This window comes from Flavobacterium supellecticarium (assembly GCF_004801375.1).
GTDB classification, from domain to species: Bacteria; Bacteroidota; Bacteroidia; order Flavobacteriales; family Flavobacteriaceae; genus Flavobacterium; species Flavobacterium supellecticarium.
The window spans coordinates 647,194-669,619 of the sequence record NZ_SSNZ01000001.1; the positions used below are offsets into that span (position 1 = coordinate 647,194).

Annotated in this window: 17 protein-coding genes and 2 CRISPR repeat arrays (1 of these 19 cut by a window edge); of the genes, 10 read left to right on the plus strand and 7 right to left on the minus strand. The window is 38.4% G+C overall.

Features of this window, described 5'->3' with window-relative positions:
• The first annotated feature begins 43 nt into the window (after window positions 1-43).
• From rimK to E6C50_RS03100, 4 genes are read left to right on the plus strand one after another with little or no spacing between them, the layout of a single operon-like run.
• Window positions 44-1,411 (plus strand): 30S ribosomal protein S6--L-glutamate ligase, encoded by a 1,368-nt coding sequence (gene rimK / locus E6C50_RS03085; protein ID WP_136401723.1) that lies wholly within the window; start codon window positions 44-46, stop codon window positions 1,409-1,411.
• Window positions 1,412-1,420: 9 nt separating this feature from the next.
• Window positions 1,421-1,936, plus strand: a complete 516-nt coding sequence (locus E6C50_RS03090) for a DUF421 domain-containing protein (protein ID WP_136401724.1) — start codon at window positions 1,421-1,423, stop codon at window positions 1,934-1,936.
• Window positions 1,937-1,946: 10 nt separating this feature from the next.
• Entirely contained in the window at window positions 1,947-2,528 is a 582-nt protein-coding gene (locus tag E6C50_RS03095) for a TMEM175 family protein (protein ID WP_136401725.1), read from the plus strand.
• 18 nt (window positions 2,529-2,546) lie between these two features.
• On the plus strand, window positions 2,547-2,909 hold the full coding sequence (locus tag E6C50_RS03100) for a DUF1304 domain-containing protein (protein WP_136401726.1): 363 nt from the start codon (window positions 2,547-2,549) through the stop codon (window positions 2,907-2,909).
• A 115-nt stretch (window positions 2,910-3,024) separates the two neighbouring features.
• On the opposite strand, the gene E6C50_RS03105 is transcribed toward E6C50_RS03100, so the two are convergent.
• Window positions 3,025-3,645, minus strand: a complete 621-nt coding sequence (locus E6C50_RS03105) for a class I SAM-dependent methyltransferase (protein WP_136401727.1) — start codon at window positions 3,643-3,645, stop codon at window positions 3,025-3,027.
• A gap of 91 nt (window positions 3,646-3,736) precedes the next feature.
• Complete coding sequence (hutH, locus tag E6C50_RS03110) at window positions 3,737-5,245, minus strand: histidine ammonia-lyase (protein ID WP_136401728.1); 1,509 nt, start codon at window positions 5,243-5,245, stop codon at window positions 3,737-3,739.
• A 141-nt stretch (window positions 5,246-5,386) separates the two neighbouring features.
• Between hutH and E6C50_RS03115 the strand changes: the two genes are divergently transcribed.
• The gene (locus E6C50_RS03115; protein WP_136401729.1) at window positions 5,387-6,754 is read left to right on the plus strand and encodes a TlpA family protein disulfide reductase; all 1,368 of its coding nucleotides are present in this window, start codon (window positions 5,387-5,389) and stop codon (window positions 6,752-6,754) included.
• A gap of 29 nt (window positions 6,755-6,783) precedes the next feature.
• Here E6C50_RS03115 and E6C50_RS03120 read toward each other — a convergent pair whose 3' ends face one another.
• On the minus strand, window positions 6,784-7,632 hold the full coding sequence (locus tag E6C50_RS03120; protein ID WP_136401730.1) for an NAD(P)H-hydrate dehydratase: 849 nt from the start codon (window positions 7,630-7,632) through the stop codon (window positions 6,784-6,786).
• Between the two features lie 328 nt (window positions 7,633-7,960).
• On the opposite strand from E6C50_RS03120, the gene thrA reads away from it, so the two are divergent.
• From thrA to E6C50_RS03145, 5 genes are all read left to right on the plus strand, one after another.
• Entirely contained in the window at window positions 7,961-10,402 is a 2,442-nt protein-coding gene (thrA, locus tag E6C50_RS03125) for a bifunctional aspartate kinase/homoserine dehydrogenase I (RefSeq protein ID WP_136401731.1), read from the plus strand.
• A gap of 11 nt (window positions 10,403-10,413) precedes the next feature.
• Window positions 10,414-11,340 carry a homoserine kinase gene (locus tag E6C50_RS03130; protein WP_136401732.1) on the plus strand — a complete coding sequence of 309 codons (927 nt, stop codon included), beginning with the start codon at window positions 10,414-10,416 and terminating at the stop codon, window positions 11,338-11,340.
• 10 nt (window positions 11,341-11,350) lie between these two features.
• Window positions 11,351-12,640: a threonine synthase gene (thrC, locus tag E6C50_RS03135; protein WP_136401733.1), complete on the plus strand. Its 1,290-nt coding sequence runs from the start codon at window positions 11,351-11,353 to the stop codon at window positions 12,638-12,640.
• Window positions 12,641-12,703: 63 nt separating this feature from the next.
• Window positions 12,704-13,786, plus strand: a complete 1,083-nt coding sequence (gcvT, locus tag E6C50_RS03140; RefSeq protein ID WP_136401734.1) for a glycine cleavage system aminomethyltransferase GcvT — start codon at window positions 12,704-12,706, stop codon at window positions 13,784-13,786.
• A gap of 109 nt (window positions 13,787-13,895) precedes the next feature.
• Window positions 13,896-14,612: a YebC/PmpR family DNA-binding transcriptional regulator gene (locus tag E6C50_RS03145; protein WP_136401735.1), complete on the plus strand. Its 717-nt coding sequence runs from the start codon at window positions 13,896-13,898 to the stop codon at window positions 14,610-14,612.
• A 109-nt stretch (window positions 14,613-14,721) separates the two neighbouring features.
• Here the strand turns inward: E6C50_RS03145 and E6C50_RS03150 are convergent, their stop codons facing one another.
• The 4 genes from E6C50_RS03150 to cas9 form a co-directional block, all read right to left on the minus strand.
• On the minus strand, window positions 14,722-14,967 hold the full coding sequence (locus E6C50_RS03150; RefSeq protein ID WP_136401736.1) for an FUSC family protein: 246 nt from the start codon (window positions 14,965-14,967) through the stop codon (window positions 14,722-14,724).
• 143 nt (window positions 14,968-15,110) lie between these two features.
• Window positions 15,111-15,720: direct repeats of the CRISPR family, unit length 50 nt; unit sequence GTTGTGAATTCCTTTCAAATTTTTGTAGTTTTATCGAATACGATTCCAAC.
• A 107-nt stretch (window positions 15,721-15,827) separates the two neighbouring features.
• A complete protein-coding gene (gene cas2, locus E6C50_RS03155; RefSeq protein WP_136401737.1) occupies window positions 15,828-16,166 on the minus strand; it encodes a CRISPR-associated endonuclease Cas2 in 339 nt (112 codons plus the stop codon).
• Window positions 16,163-17,053 (minus strand): type II CRISPR-associated endonuclease Cas1, encoded by an 891-nt coding sequence (gene cas1, locus E6C50_RS03160; RefSeq protein WP_136401738.1) that lies wholly within the window; start codon window positions 17,051-17,053, stop codon window positions 16,163-16,165. The genes cas2 and cas1 overlap by 4 nt, the downstream gene beginning before the upstream one ends.
• Window positions 17,054-17,056: 3 nt before the next feature.
• A complete protein-coding gene (gene cas9, locus E6C50_RS03165) occupies window positions 17,057-21,418 on the minus strand; it encodes a type II CRISPR RNA-guided endonuclease Cas9 (RefSeq protein WP_136401739.1) in 4,362 nt (1,453 codons plus the stop codon).
• 197 nt (window positions 21,419-21,615) lie between these two features.
• A CRISPR array of direct repeats spans window positions 21,616-22,426; the repeat unit is 50 nt; unit sequence GTTGTGAATTCCTTTCAATTTTTTGTAGTTTTATCAAATACAATTCCAAC (it continues 39 nt past the right edge of the window).

Sequence of the window (22,426 nt, forward strand, 5' to 3'; positions counted from 1 at the left end):
TCAAAAAAAGTAGTACTTTAGAATTACAAATACAAACAAAGAAATGCTAGACAAAGTTATTGTAGGTAGTGAAGAATGGTGCTCTTTCCCTGCTCTTGGAATTCCAACCATCAAAGCCCGGGTTGATTCCGGGGCAAAAACTTCGGCATTGCATGCCACCAACATTGTACCATTTGAAAAAAATGGTGAAAACTGGGTAAAATTCGATATTAACCCAATACAGAATAACATCAAAGCCGTTATTCATTGCGAAGCACTTTTAATTGACAAGCGTGTGGTTAAAAGCTCCAGTGGTTATCGCGAACTGCGTTATGTGATCCGTACCGTACTGGAAATCGGTGGTAGCGAATGGGATGTGGAACTAACACTAACCAATCGTGACTCGATGGGATTCCGTATGCTTTTGGGACGGGAAGCCATGTCGGGACGTATATTGGTAGATCCGGAACAAAAATACCTTTTGGGTCATCCAACAAAAGAAAAAATCAAAGAATACTATTATAGCGAAGATACCGCCAAAAAAGGTCTTCGTATCGGTTTATTGGCCAGTAACCCGGAACTTTATAGTAATAAACGTATTATAGAAGCCGGAGAAATGCGCGGACACGAAATGCATTTCTTAAACCTGAAATACTGTTATATGAAACTGGATGCTACGGCTCCGGAAATTCATTACCGTGGTGGTAGGGTTTTAAACGACTTTGATGCCGTAATTCCCCGAATTCGTCCCAGTATGACTTATTACGGTTGTGCCTTAACGCGACAATTCGAAGCACTAAAAGTTTTTAGTTTAAACAGCTCCGCAGCAATCAGTCAATCGCGCGACAAACTGTTTTCCCTGCAATTGCTACTTAACAATGGCGTTGATATCCCAACTACGGGATTTGCCAATTCCCCACTCGATACCAATGACCTTATCAAAATGGTTGGCGGTTCACCTTTAATTGTAAAATTACTGGAAGGAACGCAAGGAAAAGGTGTTGTATTGGCTGAAACTAAAAAAGCAGCAGAAAGTGTAATCAATGCTTTTAAAAGCTTAAATGCCAACATCCTCGTACAGGAATTTATCAAAGAAGCCAACGGAAAAGACCTTCGTTTGTTTGTAGTCGACGGAAAAGTGGTTGCCGCCATGCAGCGGGAAGCTTTACCTGGCGAATTCCGGGCCAATATCCACTTGGGCGGAACGGCATCAGTTGTAAAAGTAACGGCCGAAGAAAAACGCATTGCAATCAAAGCAGCTAAAGCAATGAATTTAAAAGTTGCCGGAGTAGATATTATCCGTTCGTCAAAAGGACCGTTATTACTGGAAGTGAACTCCTCGCCCGGATTGGAAGGGATCGAAGGCGCGACACAAAAGGACATTGCAGGTGAAATGATCAAAGCCATCGAGAAAAACTTTAAATGGAAATAAACACCTGATATGGAAGCCTACCTGGATATAATCGTCAGAAGTTCCGCCGTATATATCTTTATGGTGGTAGCGCTCCGTGTATTTGGTAAAAAACAATTATCGCAGCTCAATACGGCCGATGTCATCCTGATATTACTGATCAGTAATGCTGTTCAGAACGCCATGGTTGGAAGTGATTCCAGTCTTTCGGGAGGATTAGCGGCCGCATTGGTGCTGTTTATCATCAACTTTATCTTTAAAAAGTTACTGTTTAAATACAAAAAACTCAGTAATCTGCTACAAGACAAACCGGAAATCCTGATCCATAACGGAAAACTGGAATTCGACACCTTAAGCCGACTCGGTATTACATCCGACGAGTTATATGAAGCCATCCGCGAACACGGAATCGAGCGTTACAAAGACGTCAAACTGGCCATGCTGGAAATCGATGGAAACATCAGTGTAATCTCCGGTGATCAGAATTTACGTCAAACCCATCACAAACGCAGGATTCACAAAACCCTGCGCAACGAAAACCTTTAAATCCTCCCCTATGAACAAAACCCGACTGGAAGCTTTTAGCGACGGCGTACTCGCCATTATTATTACCATTATGGTTTTGGAAATCAAAGTGCCGCACGAGGTAAGTTTTAGTGCGTTAAAACCTATTTTGCCAGTATTCCTGAGTTATGTTTTGAGTTTTATCTATGTAGGCATCTATTGGAACAACCACCACCATATGCTGCATACGGTAAAACAAATTTCGGGTGGTATCTTATGGGCCAACCTGCATTTATTGTTTTGGTTGTCAATGATACCCTTCGCAACCGCATGGATAGGCGAAAATCATTTTGCTCCTATTCCAATGATGCTCTACGGAATCGTGCTGTTATTATGTGCATTAGCCTATTTTATACTGCAATATCTGATCCTGAAAAAACACGGTCCGGATTCGGTTTTATCCAAAGCCATCGGAAAAGATAGTAAAGGAAAACTATCCCCCGTTTTTTATATCTTAGGGATAATCGCCTCCAATTACAACGGACTAATTGCCGGTGCATTTTACGTTCTGGTAGCCATTATGTGGCTCATTCCGGATAAAAGAATAGAACGAATACTGGATCATTCCGAATAACCTAAATCCAAATCTCTTATGACGTTACTTTCAAAGATTATTATCGGATGTATAGCCTTACTGCACCTTTATATCGTATGGCTGGAAATGTTTGCGTGGACTACGCGTGCCAAAAAAGTTTTTAAATCGGTACCGGAAGAAATGTTTGAAAAAACCAGGCAAATGGCCGGAAACCAGGGATTATATAACGGATTTCTCGCTGCCGGTCTGATCTGGTCGCTACTGATTTGCGACTTGCAATGGAGTATTCATATTGCTACTTTCTTTTTGGGTTGCGTATTCGTAGCCGGAGTGTATGGCGCAATCACCGTACAAAAATCAATCTTAATGGTACAAAGTGTTCCCGCTGCTTTAGGATTACTAAGCCTGTATTTCTTATAATAAAAAACACCTGACTGTATATGCAATCAGCTGCTTTTATTCTATAGTCACACCTGACAAGTTTCGAAAACCTGTCAGGTGTTATACAATAACAGCATTTACCCGCTGATGATTTTTATTTTTTTCGAAAATGACAAAACACGAAATTCTGAATCGTGTCAAACGGTGTGTCATGATCAACTATAAGACAGCTCACCGTTTCAAAATCCGTTTGAAATAAAGTAGTCATACTTTCTTCCGAATATTGCTTAATTGGAATACCGCTACATTTTTCAGGCCCTTGTTCCGAAAATGTTCCAATGATCATATTTCCGTTTTGAGCAATCGCTTTGGCTGTCGTTTTCAGATACGTATCCACATCTTTCTGATCGGTTAAAAAATGAAATGCCGCGCGATCATGCCAGAAGTCATACTGTTCCGTGGGATCAAAATCGGTAACATCGGCTACAATCCATTTTACCAAAGTGGCTTTAGTTCCCAATCGGGTTTTGGCTCGCTCAATTGCCGCTTCCGAAATATCCAAAACTGTAATATTGGTATAACCCAATTCTAACAAATGATCCACTAAAAAACTATCACCGCCGCCAATATCAATAATCTTAGCTGACTTTGGTAAATGAGCTTGTTCTATAAAATATAAAGATGTCTCCGGATTGGGCTGGTACCAACTTACGGTTTCCAACGGTTTATTTTCGTAAATGATTTCCCAGTGTTTTTTTCTATTAAAATTTTCCATTTTATTATTTAATTGAACCGTAATATGAAAACACCTGACAGGTTTTAAAAACCTGTCAGGTGTAAAAAATTATATAGCCAGATCTGACGTATTACTCAAACAATACTTCATCCATCTGGAAGCTGTTTAAAAACGCTACCGATTTTTCGATATCATAATGTAAAATTCGGTCTTCTGTTACTAAAGGTACTTCTTCGCGGTATAATTTCAGGAAGCTTTCGATAAACTCACTTGACTGTAATGGTCGTCTGAATTCAATAGCCTGAGAAGCATTCATTAACTCAATAGCCAGAATACGCTCAAGGTTTTCCATAATTTTCAACGCTTTGGTAGCCGCGTTTGCTCCCATACTCACATGATCTTCCTGACCATTAGACGATACGATACTATCGATACTGGCCGGAGTCGCATATTGTTTGTTCTGACTTACGATACTTGCAGCGGTATATTGCGGAATCATAAAGCCGGAATTCAAGCCCGGATCGCTAACCAAAAAGGCCGGTAAATCGCGTAATCCTGAAATTAACTGATACGTACGTCTTTCGGAAATATTACCCAGTTCGGCTAACGCGATTCCAAGGAAATCCAACGCCAATGCCAATGGCTGACCGTGGAAGTTTCCACCGGAAATAATTTCATCCGTTTCAATAAAAATATTAGGGTTATCGGTAACCGAATTGATTTCCGTTTTAAAAACACGTTTTACATAATCGATCGTATCTTTTGAAGCACCGTGTACCTGAGGAATACAACGGAACGAATACGGATCCTGAACATGTTTTTTAGGTTGTGCTATAATTTCACTGTCTTCCAGTAACTCCTGGAAGCGTTTTGCCGTATTGATTTGTCCTTTATGCGGACGAACCAAATGAATCAGTTCGTTAAACGGTTCAATTCGTCCATCAAATCCTTCCAGAGAAATGGCTCCGATAAGATCGGCCAGATACGCATATTTACTCGCTTTTAGTAATACATAAGCACCATAAGCACTCATAAACTGCGTTCCGTTTAACAACGCCAATCCTTCTTTGGATTGCAATACGATTGGCTCCCATCCCATTTTTTCAAGGACTTTTTTAGCCGGTTGGCGGAATCCGTCCAGATACACTTCTCCTTCTCCGATTAACGGTAACGACAAATGCGCCAGTGGTGCCAAATCGCCGGATGCACCTAACGATCCCTGCGTATAAATCACCGGTAAAACATCGTTGTTATAGAAATCGATCAATCGTTCAACGGTTTTTAACTGTACACCCGAATGACCAAAGCTTAACGATTTGATTTTAAGTAACAACATGATTTTCACAATCTCATGCGGCACTTCATCACCGGTACCGCAAGCATGCGATTTTACCAGGTTTTCCTGTAACTTAGACAGGTTTTCATTTGAAATTTTCACATTACACAAAGAGCCAAAACCAGTGTTAATTCCGTAAATCGGCTCGCCATGCGATTCCATTTTGGCATCCAGATAGGCGCGGCATTTTTCGATGTTTACACGTGCCTCTTCCGACAACTCCAGTTTCCTGTTTTGCGAAATGATTTCCTGCAGTAACTCCAGTGAAATCACATCGGAGCTTATATAATGTATTGTGTCCATTTTTGTCTAAAAAATTAATTGCTCAAAATTCCATAAAATATGCCTAAAAAACAAACTATATTATACCTATTTCGGATGTTATTATACAAACAACAATCCTTATATTTGAACTCCTAAAAAACCAACTAAAAACTATTTTCAATGAAAAACACACTTTATTTGTTGATGCTCCTTGTATTGTCGTCGTTTGCGCTACCGGCAGAAACGATTACGATATCCGGAAAAATCAGCAATACCGAAGAAAAAAAGATCAAAATCAAAGGCGAAAGTTTTTACAAAGAGATTACGTTAAAATCCGACGGTTCGTTTTCAGAAACTTTCCCTATTTCGTATAGCGGTTCCTATACGTTAAGCACCAAAAACAACCGTGCTGCCTTATATCTGGCTAAAGGAACCAAACTAAACATTACCGCCGACGATGCTAATTTTAATCCCTCACTTGCTTTTTCCGGAAATGGCAGTGTTGAAAATCAATATCTGGTTAAGAAAAGTCAATTGGTAAATAGCATGCTTGGCAATCCACAGACCTTTTACAGTCAGGACGAAACTACCTATCTTAATAAAAACAAAGCATTAAAAAATGCCGTATTGGGATTGTATAACAGTACCAAATTTACCGATGCCGGTTTTAAAAAGAACGAGCAAAAAAGTATTGACTATTTCGAACAACTTTTATTGTTAAACTACCCGGCGTATCATGCGCATTATGCCAAAAAGGAAAACTTTAAACCTTCTGAAAGCTTCCCAAAATTCGATACTACCCTTGATATGGATAGCGATACCGACTTCTTGTTTTCCAATCCGTACAAACAATTGATTGCTGCGCGTTTTAATCAGAAAGTATCGGAAAACAGCGCAAATATGACCGAAAAAGAATTAAGCGATCGTATTTTAACGGAAATCAAAAAAATAAAAAGTCCGAACATCAAAAACAGTTTTCTACAAAACTTAGGCTACCAGATTCGTGCCGGAAATACCGAATCGGAAACCTTGTACAAAGAAATCATGGCGTTGTCTACCGACACCAAATTCAAGGAAGACTTAACTGAAAAATTCAACAAAATCAAAGGATTGATCCCTGGAAAACCATCGCCTAAATTCAATTATGAAAACTACAAAGGCGGTCAGACTTCATTAGACAACCTAAAAGGTAAATTTGTATATATCGACGTATGGGCAACCTGGTGCGGTCCGTGTCGTCAGGAAATTCCACACCTTCAAAAAGTGGAAGAACAATACCACGGTAAAAACATCGAATTTGTAAGTATTTCGATCGATGCCAAAAAAGACTACGACAAATGGAAAAAACTGGTAGATGAGAAAAAACTAGGCGGTATTCAGTTATTTGCGGATAACGACTGGAGTTCACAGTTTATAAAAGAATACGGTATTGAAAGTATTCCAAGATTTATCCTGGTCGATCCCAACGGAAACATCGTTACGGCCGATGCGCCACGACCATCGGATCCGCAACTTACCGAACTTTTCACCAAACAAGGTGTACAATAACAAAAAACGCTTCCGGATCGGAAGCGTTTTTATTCATATAATGTATGGAACGCTTTCCCGAGATACGCAATGCTATCGGAAGCCACAAAAGCATGATAGCCCAATTCCGGCAAAGCAATATCGGCCGTCAGCCCATGAATAAAAACGCCGGTAACAGCCGCATCCACCGGATCATAAGCCTGTGCCAACAGGCCGGTTATAATCCCCGTTAAGACATCGCCGCTTCCTGCAGTTGCCAAAGACTGGTTCCCGGTTGTGTTTTCAAAAACCTGATCCTGATAAACAATGCGCGTTGGTGCCCCTTTAATCACCATTACAATATCGAATGTTTTGGAAAGTGTTTTTACTTTTTCCATTTTATCCGCTTCGTTTTTCCAGGCACCTATTAGTCGTTCCAATTCTTTTACATGCGGTGTCAAAATGGTTTTGGCTGGTAAAAACTCCAGCCATTCTTTGTTTTCTGATAGAATATTAATCCCGTCGGCATCGATTACCAAAGGCGCTTTATTTAGTTTTAAAAAATGAAAGACAGCCTGATGGGTTTCCAGATGCTGACCAATTCCGATACCGATTCCAACCGCCTGTATTTTTAGTTTCGTCTCGATTGCCCGGATATGTGTCGGATAATCGTCGGTTTCCACCATAACTTCCGGAAGTGCCGTCTGCATAATTTCATAACCACATTTGGGAATATAAGCCGTTACCAATCCCGCGCCCGATTTCAAACAGGCTTTGGCCGACAAACAAGGCGCACCAATTTTGCCATAACTTCCACCGATGATCAAAGCATGTCCCTGTATGCCTTTATGCGAAAATTTACCAATGGGATGAAACCGCTGTAGTACTACGTTTTTATCGACTTTTATCAGATTGTCCATATATTAACCATTTTTGACATCCTATAAATTTACAAAAAAAGCTTTTTCTAAACAAAAACTTCTATATTTGTAACAATGCTAACAGCTAATAGAAAATATAAGTTCCTTATAGCAACCGAATCTTCTTCGGCTGTCATTTCTATTATTACCACTACAACAACCACTACTACCCCGTTCGGGGTATAATCATTTCATATAGTCCAGTGTAGCTACGTGTTATTTACTAACACCACTAAGTCGTTTATTTTCAAACGAATCCATTTCATTTTTATTTTTTAATCCTATGCCTTTCACTGGAAACAGTTACAGGCCCTAATTCTATAGTACTATGAAAGTATTAAAATTTGGAGGTACTTCTGTCGCAAACGAACAGAATATCAAAAAGGCTATTGCAGTAATACAAAATATACCCGGAAAAAAAGTAGTGGTTGTATCGGCTTTGGCCGGTGTAACCGATTCGCTATCGGAAGCCATTAATCAGGCTAAAAACCGTGACCTTCGCTATAAAAACATTCTGACCGAACTTCAAAAAAGACATTATGAAGTCGTACAAAAGCTACTTCCGGATCAGGATAATAGCGAACTACAATCCTATATCAAATCGGGCTTTGTGACTATTGCTTCCCTATTAGACGGTTGTTTTTTATTGGGTGAACTATCGGCTAAAACAAACGATACCATCCTGTCGTATGGCGAATTATTTTCATCCCGAATCCTATTTGCAAAATTACAATCCAATACCGGTAAAGTTGCCTATTGCGACAGTCGGGAACTCATCAAAACCAACGAACAATTTGGAAACGCCGCAGTTGATTTCGAAACCAGCAATTATGCCATCCAGTATTATTTCGATAAAAACCAAGCCAATAGCACCATACTTCCCGGTTTTATAGCCGAGTCCCATAATGGGCATACTACAACGCTCGGTCGTGGTGGCTCCGATTATACTGCCGCTGTGATTGCGGCTTCTTTGGATGCAGTTGAGTTACAAATATGGACTGACGTGAATGGTATGTACACTGCTAATCCGAAGCTCGTAAAACAAGCGCGTGCCATTGCCGGGATCAGTTATAAAGAAGCCATGGAATTGTCTCATTTTGGAGCCAAGGTTCTGTATGCGCCTACATTACAGCCGGTGCTCAACAAAAACATTCCGGTTTATATTAAAAATACATTTGATCCGGACGCACCGGGAACGCATATCGCTTCGGATTCCACTTCCAGTAACGAACCGGTAAAAGGGATTAGTCATATCGAAAATATCGCCCTGCTAACGCTGGAAGGTTCCGGGCTGATTGGCGTGGCCGGAGTTTCCGAAAAACTGTTTGGAGCCGTTGCCCGCGAAGGAATTAATATCGTGTTTATTACACAGGCTTCTTCGGAGCATTCTATTTGTATCGGCATACAGGAAGAACAGGCACAACGCGCCAAAAAGGCAATCGATATGCTCTTTCAATACGAAATCCGATTGCAAAAAATCAAACCGGTATATCTGGAAAAAAACCTTAGCATTATTGCGTTGGTTGGCGAAAACATGAAAAATCACCAGGGACTAAGCGGTAAAATGTTTAGTACACTCGGAAGAAACAACGTCAATGTTCGCGCTATCGCTCAGGGTGCTTCCGAACGCAATATTTCGGCTGTTATCGATAAAAAAGATGTTGTCAAAGCACTGAATGTACTGCACGAATGTTTTTTTGAAGATGATATCAAACAGTTGCATCTCTTTATTTGTGGCGTGGGCAATGTAGGCGGAAAATTACTCGAACAACTGCACCAGCAAGCGGATTATTTACGGGATAACCTGAAATTAAACCTCCGTGTTGTTGGGATTTCCAATTCCCGTAAACTGCATTTTGATGTAGATGGTATTGCGCTCGACAACTGGAAAGCCGCACTGGAATCGGGCGAAGACAGCAACCCGGAACACTTTATAAACCGGATTGAAGCATTAAATCTTCCGAACAGTATTTTTATCGACAATACCGCTTCCGAAAAAATAGCATCACTTTACAAACGATTCCTGGCGCAAAACGTCGCTGTGGTTACCTGTAATAAAATTGCCTGTTCCTCGGAATATTCCGAATACGAGCAATTAAAAAAGCTATCCAAAAAATACAATGCGCCTTTCCTGTTCGAAACCAATGTCGGTGCTGGATTGCCTATTATCGATACTTTAAAAAACCTAATTGCATCGGGTGACAAAGTACATCAGATTCAAGCGGTTTTATCGGGTAGTTTAAACTTTATCTTTAATAACTTTAAATCTGGTAAAAGCTTCCATGATATTGTCCTTCAGGCACAACAGGAAGGCTACACAGAACCCAATCCGAAGCTCGATCTGAGTGGTATCGATGTGATGCGGAAAATCCTGATTCTGATTCGGGAAAGCGGTTATCCGATGGAAATCGACGCAATTGCAAACGATTCTTTTTTACCGGATCCTGTTTTACAAGCCGAATCAACTGCTGCGTTTTTTGAGTCCTTACAACAGCATGCTTCCCATTTTGAAGCCTTATATAACAAGGCCGAACAGCAATCCTGTCGTTTAAAATATGTCGCCCGATTTGAAAACGGAAAAGCCAGCGTAGGGCTGCAATATATTAACAAAGAGCATCCGTTTTATCATTTGGAAGGCAAAGACAACATTGTTTTGTTTTATACCGATCGCTATGCCGAACAGCCGTTACAGATTAAAGGCGCCGGAGCCGGAGCCGCGGTAACCGCATCGGGAGTTTTTGCCGATGTCATACGAATTGGAAACCTTTAAAACGAATGGACATGAAAACTATACGCCTGTTTTGCCCGGCAACCGTTGCCAATGTATCCTGCGGATTCGATGTATTGGGCTTGTGTCTCGACACCATCGGGGACGAAATGATTGTGACACAAACCACCCAAAAAGGTATCCGCATCATCGGGATAACCGGAGCCGACTTACCACTGAAAGCCGCACAAAACGTAGCCGGAGTGGCTGCTATGGCTTTATTGGAAGTCCTACAACCCGATTGTGGTTTTGATATCGTAATTCATAAAAAAATCAAGGCTGGAAGTGGCATTGGCAGTTCTGCCGCAAGTGCTGCCGGAGCCGTTTTCGGCATCAATATGCTATTGGGTAATCCATTCAGCACAAAGGAACTTATTCCATTTGCCATGAAAGGAGAAGCCGTAGCGAGTGGTTGCGAACATGCCGATAATGTTGCTCCGGCACTTTTGGGTGGTTTTACACTTATTCGCGGTTACGAACCATTGGATGTGGTAGCTTTACCGGTACCGTCCGAATTATATGCCACTGTTATTCATCCGCAGATCGAATTAAAAACATCCGAAATGCGTGCCGTATTACCAACCCAAATTCCGCTAAAAAAAGCTATTGCCCAATCGGGAAATCTGGGCGGATTAATTGCCGGTTTGTATACCAGCGATTACGAACTGATACGTCGTTCGCTTCACGATCGGATCGTTGAACCTTTACGGGCAGGTTATATTCCGGGGTTTGATCTGATAAAAGAAACCGCATTGCAACACGGTGCTTTAGGCGTTGGAATCTCCGGATCAGGGCCTTCTGTTTTTACTTTAAATAAAGATCTTGAAACAACTCATAAAGTAGCTTTTGCAATGGAACAAAAATATACCGAAACCGGAATACCCTTTGAAGTTTACGTATCGCCGGTTGCAACCCGGGGAGTACAATTAATTAACAGTTAAAAACAGTATTATGAACTATTATAGTCTTACGAACAAACAACACCGCGTCGGGTTTCGGGAAGCCGTTTTACAGAGTATTGGCCCCGATGGAGGTTTGTATTTCCCGGAAAAAATAACACCACTACCCGGCTCTTTTTTTACGGCATTAAACAAAAGAGACAACCCGAGTATTGCCTATACAGTTCTGGCACCTTTTATCGGAGATACCCTTCCGGAAAATGAGTTACAACAGATAATCAACGAAACCTTTTCATTTGACTTTCCGGTCGTTCCGATAGAAAAAGATATTTATACTCTGGAACTTTTCCACGGGCCGACACTCGCATTTAAGGATGTTGGTGCGCGTTTTATGTCGCGTTGTCTGGCGTATTTTAACCGGGAAAACAACCGGAAAACAACCATTCTTGTCGCTACTTCGGGTGATACCGGTGGCGCCGTAGCCAATGGTTTTCTGGGCATAAAAAATGTCGATGTGGTCGTGCTCTATCCCAAAGGAAAAGTCAGTCCGATACAGGAAGCCCAATTAACCACTTTGGGACAAAACATTAGCGCACTGGAAGTTCAGGGGTCGTTTGACGATTGTCAGGCGATGGTTAAAAAAGCATTTCAGGATAGCGATCTGAAAACCAAAAACCTAACCTCGGCCAATTCAATCAATGTGGCGCGTTGGTTACCACAGATGTGTTATTTTTTCTTTGCGTATAAAGTTCTCCAGGACACCGGAAAACCACTATATGTTTCCTGTCCAAGTGGTAACTTTGGCAATATCGGTGCCGGAATGCTGGCCAAAAAACTCGGCTTACCGATCGCCCATTTTATTGCGGCCACTAATGCCAACGATACCGTTCCGCGCTATCTGGATAATGGGATTTACCAACCCAAAGCGACGATCTGTACCGTTTCGAATGCAATGGATGTGAGCGATCCCAGTAATTTTATCCGTATACAGGAATTGTATGCTCGTGATCTGAATCAACTAAAAAAAGACTTTTCGTCCTATACCTTTAGTGATACCGAAACGCGAATCGCAATGGAATCGGTTTTCCAAAAAGTGCAGTATATCATGGATCCGCATGGTGCGGTTGGCTACCTCGGATTGCAAAAAAAACTAGCTCATAATCCCGATATAACCGGATTATTTCTCGAAACAGCCCATCCGGTAAAATTTCTGGGCACCGTTCAATCGTATTTAAACCACGGCTTGCTCATTCCGGAATCCCTTCAAGAAATGATGGACAAACCCAAACAAAGTATTCTGATTCGAAATTACGAAGAACTCAAAGATTATCTCAGACAGTAAAACACTTTGCCACTCCGTAAAAAATCAATACATTAGCGGCCTAAAATAAATATACAGCACAAAATGAAAAATACAGCATTAACGCACGTTCACGAAAGTTTGGGAGCTAAAATGGTTCCGTTTGCAGGATATAACATGCCTGTTCAGTACGAAGGAGTTAACATTGAGCATGAAACGGTTCGTAACGGCGTAGGTGTTTTTGATGTGTCCCATATGGGTGAATTTTTCCTTCGTGGCGAAAATGCCCTGGCTTTGATCCAAAAAGTAACGTCTAACGACGCTTCTAAATTAGTGGATGGAAAAGCACAATATTCGTGTCTTCCCAACAACGAAGGCGGTATTGTGGACGATCTTATTATTTATAAAATTGCCGATAACAACTACCTGTTAGTCGTTAACGCTTCCAACATTGAAAAAGACTGGAACTGGATTTCACAGCACAACGATTTGGGTGTGACTATGGAAAATGCATCCGATGCCTATTCGTTATTAGCCATCCAGGGACCAAAAGCAGCCGAAGCGATGCAATCGTTAACGGCAATCGATTTGGCTAATATGCCGTATTATTCGTTTCAAATGGGTGAATTTGCCGGTGTAAAAGACGTCATCATTTCGGCTACGGGTTATACCGGATCAGGCGGATTTGAGATCTACTTTAAAAATGAAGATGCCGAAACCATCTGGAACAAGGTATTCGAAGCCGGAGCGGCATTCGGAATCAAACCAATCGGATTGGCTGCCCGTGATACCTTACGTCTGGAAATGGGCTTCTGCTTATACGGAAACGACATCAACGATACGACTTCCCCATTAGAAGCCGGATTGGGGTGGATCACTAAATTCGATAAAGCGTTTGTGAATTCCGCAAACCTGAAAGCACAAAAAGAAGCCGGAGTTTCCCGAAAATTAGTCGCTTTCGAATTAACCGAAAGAGGTATTCCACGTCATGACTATGAAATCGTAGACAAAGACGGCAATGTAATCGGCGTAGTTACCTCCGGAACCATGTCGCCATCGCTAAACAAAGGTATTGGTTTAGGCTATGTACCGACTGCTTTTTCGGCAGTTGACAGTGAAATTGCGATCCGAATCCGAAAAAATGATGTAGCTGCAAAAGTGGTTAAATTACCATTTTACAAAAAATAATCACAGGAAAAGGGACTTTAAAAAAGTCTCTTTTTTTGTTAAAGTGCTGTAATAATTTTATTTTTGCAGGCTGTTTTTACAAACTATAAACAAATACAATATAACTCTTATGGGAAGAGCGTTTGAATTTAGAAAAGCAAGAAAAATGAAACGTTGGTCGGCAATGGCCAAAACGTTTACCAGAATTGGGAAAGATATCGTAATGGCGGTTAAAGAAGGCGGACCAAACCCGGAGACCAACTCCCGTTTGCGTGCGGTGATGCAAAATGCCAAAGCGGCCAACATGCCAAAAGATAACGTAGAACGTGCGATAAAAAAAGCATCCGATAAAGATACGGCCAACTATAAAGAGGTTTTATTTGAAGGCTATGCGCCACACGGAATTGCGATTTTAATTGAAACAGCTACCGACAATAATAACCGTACCGTAGCGAATATCCGTAGCTATTTTAACAAATGTAACGGAACACTGGGTACACAGGGTTCGGTAGAATTTATGTTTGATCATACTTGTAATTTCCGAATCCCGGCCGAAGGTCAGGATGTAGAGGAACTGGAATTGGAAATGATCGATTTTGGTGTGGAAGAAATCTTTGCCGATGAAGACGGTATCATGATGTATGCGCCATTCGAAAGTTTTGGAGCGATCCAGAAAGAATTGGAAAACCGCAATATCGAGATCCTTTCGTCCGGTTTTGACCGTATTCCGCAAGTAACCAAAACCCTTACTGCCGATCAGGTAGCGGATGTGGAAAAACTATTGGAAAAAATTGAGGAAGATGACGACGTGATGAACGTGTATCATACGATGGTAGAAGCCGAATAAGCTTACCTCATTTACAATAAAAAAACTACGATAGCAATGTCGTAGTTTTTTATGGACGCATTTATTTAAACACCTGACCCGTTTTGAAAACGGGTCAGGTGTTTTTTTATTATAAGCCTCTTTCTTTTAGCTGTTCTTTTAACGCAGTGTATTTTTTGGTGTTCTTTGTCGCAATAGGGATATAGACAAGCGGAATAAAGGTAAATATCCCAAATCCGCCTTTAATGGTACCATAACAGGCTACTCCTATTAAAAAACCAATAATCCCGGCATCGTAAAATCGGGTGGTTTTCATTTTTTTTATTGCCTGCACTAGCTCCTCGTTTGTTAAAGCTCCTGGTTCTTTTTGTTCCATTTTTTATAGTTTTTGGTTTGGTTTTGGGGTTGTATCTGCTCTTCTATTCCATCAAGCGGATTATTTCGATACGAATGTAGTAAAATTTCTCTTTTGTGGGTAAAAATAAAAAACACTTAAAGTAGATACTATCAATTATTAAGGCAATGAATTCCTTTCAAATTTTTGTAGTTTTATCGAATACGATTCCAACATTTAGTAATCATAGTAGTTTTACCTACCCGTTGTGAATTCCTTTCAAATTTTTGTAGTTTTATCGAATACGATTCCAACGAAGCTACCGATTTAATAACGGGCGGACGAGTTGTGAATTCCTTTCAAATTTTTGTAGTTTTATCGAATACGATTCCAACTTGGTATTAACGTGGCCGGCTCGCCAACTTGTTGTGAATTCCTTTCAAATTTTTGTAGTTTTATCGAATACGATTCCAACAAACGTTCGTTCGTGTACGATTGGCGGTGAGTTGTGAATTCCTTTCAAATTTTTGTAGTTTTATCGAATACGATTCCAACAACCGACACAAGAATGGTATAGGCCAACTTGTTGTGAATTCCTTTCAAATTTTTGTAGTTTTATCGAATACGATTCCAACAGACAATAAACCAGTTTTGAACGTGACTGTGTTGTGAATTCCTTTCAAATTTTTGTAGTTTTATCGAATACGATTCCAACTTGTCACCTTTTTTAAATGGCTTAGTGCTTGTTGTGAATTCCTTTCAAATTTTTGTAGTTTTATCGAATACGATTCCAACCTCTTTGGAAACCTTGTAAACACAAGGGTTTTGGTATAATCTACAAAATAAAAAAATAATAAAAAATGCCTGATAAAATGAATTATCAAGGCATTTTTTTATTTCTATTAAAACAATTCCAATTGTTGCGGTATAGTAGGTAGCCTAGCTTCTTTTTTAGCAAAGAATAATTCCATTTGCTCAAATTGCTTATCGGTAATCGACAAAATACCAACCTTTCCTTCATTAGGTAAGCTTTTTTTTATTCTTTTGATATGAACTTCTGCATTCTCTTTACTTGGACAATGTCGTAAATAGATCGAAAACTGAAACATATTAAATCCATCGTCCAATAATGCTTTACGGAATTTAGTAGCAACACTCCGTTGCTTTTTCGTTTCTGTTGGCAAATCAAAAAACACCATAATCCACATAATCCGATAGGCATTAAAACGGCTAAAACTCATCTAAAAATAGGGTAATGAATCACTCTACTTACTCCCATATAACAGCGGCATAATGAACTCGTCGTAATGCTTAGCGCTGTCATTAATGGTCGCTGTAAACCATTGATGTAAACATCTCGTGTCGCCAATTGTAATAAATGGGATTTAGCATTCTTATCCAATTCATGTGTTGCTATTGGATTAGCCATCCATTCCCAAACCATCTCGTCTACATAAGGTCGGTAAGGCTCCATTATATCGTCTGCAAGACAATATGCATTGTACTTATTTCTGTGAAAAATTCCAATAGTAGGATGTAAACCGCTACACACCAAAGCACGTGCCACCATGCTTCTTAAAATAGCATATCCAAAATTTAAAAAATTATTAGGAGCCTCTCCTTTTCGTTCCCGTAAAAAATTATCAAATAATTGGCTCCAATAATATTGAGCTGCTATGCCTTCCATATTTGTACTATCTCCTGACTTAACATCATTCATATATTTACTTAATGTATCATGTGGCAACTTCAGTTTGCGCAAAAGCTCTTTTTGTTGAAAAATTTTAGATTCGACCGTCTGTTTCCAAAGCTGTTTTCGTAAAGGCTCCGAAATTGCAATCTGGTGTTTTAATCGTTCTGAATGTTCCACATGCCCACTTATCGGTAACATCAATCCCAAAGGTAAATGCGATTCATCACAACTAATAATAGCAACATTATACTGCTGCATCATCACAATTAAAGGATTAGAAAGAGTTATTTGTGGATGATCCAATATTAAAAAACCAATATCTTCTATCGGAATAACCCCTTTTATTTCTTTCGATAAAGGCTCTTCTATATACAACTGATTATCTTTTACTTTCAGATAAGAAAGATTGCCGATATAGATAGTACGTTTTAACATTACTTAAGCTTTAAATATATTTCCCAATCGATCTACTTTCAATTTGATGCATTTTTCTTTTATACGAACCGAATTATCCATTGTTACTTCCAATTTATTTAAACTACCAAACTCACCAATCTTACTTTTAGAATCATAATTTTTAATTAACGTAGCAACCCTTGAATGAATAAAATGACATTCACTACCAGTACTACTTACCATTTTATATAATCGGTTGACTTGTTCTTTATTCAAATTATTAAAGTTAATTCCGGAAATATCTTCTTCATCCATTGGTACATAAACCAAATCATTAGGAGATAATGTAAATAGCAATTGATGTCCTTTTTCATTTATTTCTGGAACGGACGGCAAACCTTGTTTTTGTCTTTCAATAACCAGATTTAAGGCGATAGTATCATAATTTCTTTTACCACTTTTATCCTGATAAACCGCAAAAAACAAGTTAGTCCCTTTAGCTGCTTCTACATATTTTTTTGTTTTATTACCCGTTTCTCCTAATTGAAATTTACTCCCTTGCTCGAAAACCCTAACTTTTAAAATAGGTTGGTGTAATTTACCTTCATTATAATCCCGTATATTCTGATTCATTTCTTCTATTCCTTCAGGCGAAAAAGCAATTTCCGAATCGTTGTTTTTACTCTTGAGGTAATTACTTACTATTTTTTGAATTCCAGTATCCGTTATTGTTTCTATATTGTTTTCATTAAAAGAGCTATCCAACGATTTTCTTGTAGCGGTTAAAATCTTTCCCTTCCCTACTTTTATACGATCTAAACTTATTTTGCCCGAAACAGTTTCTTTATGCAATGGTTTTCGGATTGCCCAATTAATACCTTCCTGCTTCACTGTTTCTTTTACCTTTTCTCCGTTTTTATCTATCCATTTTTCATAATAATTGGTCGCCTTATTGATAACACGTAGATTTTGTTTAAAACTTACCACTATTCTTTCTAATTCATCTTTACTATCGGTTGTAAAAGTTTCCCATGGCTTTTTAAATACCCATTTATAGTTTTCGGAAGAGCCATTATTATATTTCTTATCACACAATTTGGCTCGTAAATCAAAACGGAATTTTTGTTTTTCTTCTTTTGTTTTCCAATTCTTTAACGCATGCTCGTTATTCATAAAGTTTATATGATCTCTTGTTGCACAGGCAATAATTAAAGCATCTAAAGCATGGTGACGATGATCAATCCGTTTTTTAGAAAAGTTCTTCGAAAGTTCAAGCGGAACCGTTGGCAAATGCTGCTGGTAATTTTCATTCCATGATGTAAAATCGGATGAATTGGTTAGTTCATTCATTCGTTCAAATCGTGGTAAAATCAAATCATTCCAAATATCATTTAATCCCCAATCCTGTTTTAAAGCTGTTGTAATTTTACCATTTCCAGAAATCAGGTTTTTAGAATTAACACCGTCATCGTTAGATTCTGAACGAACAATATTTGACAGAATTCCGGAAATATATTTACTGATATAACGGGTATCATTTAGCTGACGTTCTATCATTTTTTCCGGTATATCTTCCATTAGCAATTTGTTTCGTTTCGCTCTGTTTTTAGCATAATTTTGGTTTACAAATTCCTCGTAGCCTGACACTTCGAATATTTTCACTTGTTTTCCCATTCCACAATCCACAATCTGTCCATGGAATTTTTTAATAAACGCCAACCCGATAGTATTATCTTTAAGCTTATTAACAGCTGCCTCACAAATAATTTTGTTACTAAAACTATCGTCAAAATAGATGCTTTGCGGAATGATATGTTCTATCTCATATTCCGGTGTAAATAATTTGTTTAACGGAATAATTTGTCCGGTATAAGGAGAACGATATTTTTGTTCCAGCCAGAGCTTATATCGCTTTAAATCGCTACTGGAAGGTTGTGCTGTTTTACTTATTTTTAAAATATCTTCTTCTATATCCATACCGGAATTTAAAACGCCATCTTCATAAATCCGTAGAATTTCCTGTTGTGAAGGAGAATACGGCCGAGCATTTTCAACGGCTTTATCCAAAGCCATTTCAGCCAATAACGCTTTGATGCGTAGACTCGTATTCTCATTTTCGGTAACCATAGTCGTGATGCGTTCCCGTTCTTCGGCAGTATTTTTCAGATCACGTCCCAATTCTATATGAATTTCATTAAAGAAATCTTTAGCTCCTTTACCATATTGTATCCAAATATCACGAACTACCCGTAATGTTTCCAAAACAATTTGCTCCACAATAGGATTACGTAAAGAATGTTGTTTAAAAGAGGCAATATAGTTTTCCAGGTCTTTTACAGAGTACCATTTATCGGTATTAGTTGCTTCAGAATGACGTCCGTATACTACATATTGTGCCAGCCAAAGTGGTAATTGCTGAAAGTCCGTTTCCGTTGTTAAGTGTTGCGCTTTTTCACGAACCCGATCTGTTATTTCTTTATCATATTCTCCTGTGATAATTTTAGAGATACGCTCCTGAGATTCTTTATCAATCTGATTCCAATCCCAATTTTTCCCAAAACGCATTAACGGAAGTAATTTTAAAATTGCTTTTTGAGAAAAACTACCGTAATCACTTTTAAACGGAGGGAACTTCCGGAAGGCTTCAAAAAATGATTCTTCGTTTAATTGATGTTTGCGAGCAAATGTTATTAATGCTTTGTTGTATTCTTCTTTATCGGTTACTGAATAAATAAGATGCCATAAATTCAATTCCTGATGGAAACTTAAAAAATCAGCAGGTACATTATCAACTTTACTCAAGCAAGAATACAACATTGCTTTTGTCTCGTTACATGGATATTTTTTATCCATCACATAATTCCAACGGTATTTTTCTATTTCGGTTGTTAATGCTCTGCCTTTAAAACCTTTCTTCTCCAACAGAAATCGAATCAAAACCTTTTGTTCGATTTCTTTTTTATGGTTTAGAAAATCGAACAGCTCATCCTTGTTTTCTATAGTTTTAAAAAATTCGTCCGATACATTTACATCATCTTCCTTTCGATAAATAGCTAGATTATGAATCCATTGTAAAAGTCTGAATTCCTGGTAATAAGGATTTGATTTTGCGATAACCTTTAACGGTCGCACTATACTTTCCCCCTTTTCATTTTTAGTCATTCTAAATTCTAAACTACAGTTAGAAACATTGGATTTCTGACTATGTAATGGTCGTTGGTAAAAAATAATATCCTTTAAAAACAAATACACAAAGTCTTTTGAAAAAAGTTGTTGTTGTTGTGTTTTATTATGACGGTACAATTCCTCTATACATTTTTTCAATAAAAAAGTATCTTGTAATTCGACATGAAAAGACTGTTGTGTTTTTAAAATCTGTTCTAATTCTTCCTTATAAAATTTTCGTTCGATAGTACGAACTAATTTCCCTTTTATTTTTTGTTTCGGATTTAGTAATAAATGATCATAAATATAGGTTCCAACAGTTTTCCCCAATTGACCAATGTCTTGTTCCGTTTTTTTCTTAATCAAGGTCCAATCGTCGGAACCTGGTGCCCGGAAACTGCGTTTCACATTTCCGTCTTTATCTTGTTTCTCGGTTCCGTCATCATTTAGATCTGTAGTAACGATAAAATCGCGTACTTTATCTTTCCAATCGTACAATTTGGTCTTACTGGATCGTCGATAAATCCAGCCATTTTCCAAATAAAGAGAATACCAGGTTTCCCCTTTTTTATTTTTCTCTTCATCGGCCACAACATCCAATACTCGCAAGGAATGAAAGACAACCAATTTATTCGGATTCTCTTCTTCTTCTTCGCCACGAAGCTGATAATAGCCCCTTTTTTGGTTAAAATTCAATAAAATCCAAGCCAGTTCTTCTTTTGCTATTTTTTGCGTTAACGCTTTCTTTCTCAAAAAATATATAGTCCAATCGTAAGGAATCAAACAATCGTTCCCTTTTTTATCTTTTAAAAACTCGGGCTGATGTTGTTTAAAATCGGCCAGCATTTCAAGGAAGGAATCTTTAAATAAAAACTCATTTTGATTATATACCAATTTAGGTTCACTACCACTAAAGAACTTTCCAAAATGCTTTTTAAAATCAATTTGCTCATCATAATGTTTCGGTAAAAAGCCCAAAAGATGTAAAACCCGATGCAAACGTTCTCTTCTTAAAAGATGACGTTCTCTTAATCGTCTTGTACTGCGATAGCCGGTTCGTTCTGCTGTTTGAGAAATTGACTTTCCTTTTCCAAAATCGCTGATTATATCTTGCGACATAGGTATAATACGTGTCCCCAATCCCAAAATACGACCATATTTATTTTCAAAATGTTGTTGTATTAAGCTCCAACCAATAGAATTGGTTCCTAAATCTAAACCTATTATATATTTTTCCATATAGAGATGCTTTTAATTTGAAAATTAAGAAAATAATTCTTTTAAATTTTATGGTTATACGTAATGTTTATTTTATAAAAAGTATTTAATTTGTACTTGAAAGGAATTCACAATAAGGATTATTCCGTTGTGAAAACATTTAGCGCCTCGACTATCTTCGGGGCTTTTTTTATTTATAGAAATACAATCTTAAACCATTTGACACTTCCTTTCATTTTTTTATAACTTTATCAAATACAATTCCAACATACGTCAAAATCTCCTCTTACAAGTAGTTGTTGTGAATTCCTTTCAAATTTTTGTAGTTTTATCAAATACAATTCCAACAAACAAAGACTTGAAAGGCTTCGTGCTGCAGTTGTGAATTCCTTTCAAATTTTTGTAGTTTTATCAAATACAATTCCAACGACGCCCGTTGTGCCGCATAGGGCAAATGGGTTGTGAATTCCTTTCAAATTTTTGTAGTTTTATCAAATACAATTCCAACAATCGAATTTGATTGGAACCAAGATCAAGAGTTGTGAATTCCTTTCAATTTTTTGTAGTTTTATCAAATACAATTCCAACTAGAATTAGCTGCAAGAGCGGGACAAAGGTGTTGTGAATTCCTTTCAATTTTTTGTAGTTTTATCAAATACAATTCCAACTAGCAGCCGTTTTACAAAATCCCGCATTGCGTTGTGAATTCCTTTCAATTTTTTGTAGTTTTATCAAATACAATTCCAACTGAAAAGTTGAACGTTTGCCAGCTCTAATGGTTGTGAATTCCTTTCAATTTTTTGTAGTTTTATCAAATACAATTCCAACATTCAGCAATTAAAAATCAACCTGATCTTGGTTGTGAATTCCTTTCAATTTTTTGTAGTTTTATCAAATACAATTCCAACAGGCTTTCGGCATGAAAGGAACTGTTGCGGGTTGTGAATTCCTTTCAATTTTTTGTAGTTTTATCAAATACAATTCCAACAAATTTTAGGCGAATTACCTTTAACAACTCGTTGTGAATTC

What these genes read in the sequence shown, in the direction of transcription:
- rimK (WP_136401723.1), top strand. Translation starts at nt 44, where the DNA reads ATGCTAGACAAAGTTATTGTAGGTAGTGAAGAATGGTGCTCTTTCCCT.
- E6C50_RS03090 (WP_136401724.1), top strand. Translation starts at nt 1,421, where the DNA reads ATGGAAGCCTACCTGGATATAATCGTCAGAAGTTCCGCCGTATATATC.
- E6C50_RS03095 (WP_136401725.1), top strand. Translation starts at nt 1,947, where the DNA reads ATGAACAAAACCCGACTGGAAGCTTTTAGCGACGGCGTACTCGCCATT.
- E6C50_RS03100 (WP_136401726.1), top strand. Translation starts at nt 2,547, where the DNA reads ATGACGTTACTTTCAAAGATTATTATCGGATGTATAGCCTTACTGCAC.
- E6C50_RS03105 (WP_136401727.1), bottom strand. Translation starts at nt 3,645, where the DNA reads ATGGAAAATTTTAATAGAAAAAAACACTGGGAAATCATTTACGAAAAT.
- hutH (WP_136401728.1), bottom strand. Translation starts at nt 5,245, where the DNA reads ATGGACACAATACATTATATAAGCTCCGATGTGATTTCACTGGAGTTA.
- E6C50_RS03115 (WP_136401729.1), top strand. Translation starts at nt 5,387, where the DNA reads ATGAAAAACACACTTTATTTGTTGATGCTCCTTGTATTGTCGTCGTTT.
- E6C50_RS03120 (WP_136401730.1), bottom strand. Translation starts at nt 7,632, where the DNA reads ATGGACAATCTGATAAAAGTCGATAAAAACGTAGTACTACAGCGGTTT.
- thrA (WP_136401731.1), top strand. Translation starts at nt 7,961, where the DNA reads ATGAAAGTATTAAAATTTGGAGGTACTTCTGTCGCAAACGAACAGAAT.
- E6C50_RS03130 (WP_136401732.1), top strand. Translation starts at nt 10,414, where the DNA reads ATGAAAACTATACGCCTGTTTTGCCCGGCAACCGTTGCCAATGTATCC.
- thrC (WP_136401733.1), top strand. Translation starts at nt 11,351, where the DNA reads ATGAACTATTATAGTCTTACGAACAAACAACACCGCGTCGGGTTTCGG.
- gcvT (WP_136401734.1), top strand. Translation starts at nt 12,704, where the DNA reads ATGAAAAATACAGCATTAACGCACGTTCACGAAAGTTTGGGAGCTAAA.
- E6C50_RS03145 (WP_136401735.1), top strand. Translation starts at nt 13,896, where the DNA reads ATGGGAAGAGCGTTTGAATTTAGAAAAGCAAGAAAAATGAAACGTTGG.
- E6C50_RS03150 (WP_136401736.1), bottom strand. Translation starts at nt 14,967, where the DNA reads ATGGAACAAAAAGAACCAGGAGCTTTAACAAACGAGGAGCTAGTGCAG.
- cas2 (WP_136401737.1), bottom strand. Translation starts at nt 16,166, where the DNA reads ATGAGTTTTAGCCGTTTTAATGCCTATCGGATTATGTGGATTATGGTG.
- cas1 (WP_136401738.1), bottom strand. Translation starts at nt 17,053, where the DNA reads ATGTTAAAACGTACTATCTATATCGGCAATCTTTCTTATCTGAAAGTA.
- cas9 (WP_136401739.1), bottom strand. Translation starts at nt 21,418, where the DNA reads ATGGAAAAATATATAATAGGTTTAGATTTAGGAACCAATTCTATTGGT.